This window comes from Bacillus sp. GMa5/1 (assembly GCF_050172015.1).
GTDB classification, from domain to species: Bacteria; Bacillota; Bacilli; order Bacillales; family Bacillaceae_G; genus Bacillus_A; species Bacillus_A cereus.
This window is the reverse complement of sequence record NZ_JBNLYC010000427.1, coordinates 1-1,056: the sequence shown is the minus strand read 5'-3', so window position 1 is coordinate 1,056 and position 1,056 is coordinate 1. Positions and strand designations below refer to the sequence as shown.

The window sequence follows — 1,056 nt, the reverse complement described above, 5'->3', positions numbered from 1 at the left end:
AATGTTATTATTCTTTATTCTATCTATCTCGACATTTAGTATGGTAACTCACGCTGCTAGTAGTTCTGAGTACGTGAATCAATCATTCTATGGGTATAAGGAACCATCTTTTAATTCAGCTAAAACAAATGGTGGATCAGAGTATGGTGCTCAAAATGTAGGAGTCGTGGAAAAAAGAGATAATGGTTGGTGGAAGATTGAAACATGGGAAGGTCCAGCTTGGATTAACTTAAATGGGGAAGAACGTGTCATGGGAGATTTCTATGCATATGATGAACCTTCTTTCTCATCAAAGGTTGCGAATGCTGGAGCGAAGTATGGGCGACAAACATTTAGAATAGTAGATGGAACAACAGATGGTTGGCTGAAAATTAAGACGTGGGAAGGCGACAAGTGGATGAATCCTACGGCTGAACAAATTACTGTCAACAAAACAATCTATGCGTATAATGAGCCTTCATTTAGTTCAGGAAAAGCAAACGCTGGAGCAGTATATAGTCCGCAGAATTTTAGAATAATAGATGGGACAACTAGTGGTTGGTTAAAGATTAAAACATGGGAAGGCGACAAGTGGATGAATCCGCATGAAACAGATTCGGGTTCTTCTAAATATCAAATGTCTATCCAAAATCCAAATGTTAGCTCATGGTATGGAAGTCGTTGGGGGACAGTGCATAAAGGTATTGATTTCTCAGCGGCAAAGGGTACACCAATAATGGCATCTAAATCGGGAACTGTAGAATTTGCTGGTTTTGGTGTAAGAGGTCAAGGATTTGGTGGATATGGAAATGCGGTGTTTATTAGGCATGAAGACGGACTTTGGACATTATACAGTCATATGGACTCAATTTTAACTACTGTAGGGGCACATGTACAACAAGGTCAAGTAATAGGAAAAGTAGGTAGTACAGGCGAGACTCTACTGGGAACCATTTGCACTTCGAAATTAAGAATCAGTATATAGGTGGACAAGTAGATCCAAAACCATATTTACCATTTTAATAAACATTAAGTTTGAATAATTAATATACGATAAGAATAATATATTTATTGCAT

1 protein-coding gene is annotated in these 1,056 nt (G+C 37.9%); it reads left to right on the top strand.

All coding sequences use genetic code 11. The features are described from left to right. Position 1 precedes the first annotated feature (1 nt). Positions 2 to 964 carry a M23 family metallopeptidase gene (locus ACQGSG_RS29165; RefSeq protein ID WP_426948781.1) on the top strand — a complete coding sequence of 321 codons (963 nt, stop codon included), beginning with the start codon at positions 2 to 4 and terminating at the stop codon, positions 962 to 964. The last annotated feature ends 92 nt before the right edge of the window (positions 965 to 1,056 follow it).

Excerpts from the sequence above, each read along its gene's own strand:
- ACQGSG_RS29165 (WP_426948781.1), top strand. The coding sequence starts at position 2 with ATGTTATTATTCTTTATTCTATCTATCTCGACATTTAGTATGGTAACT.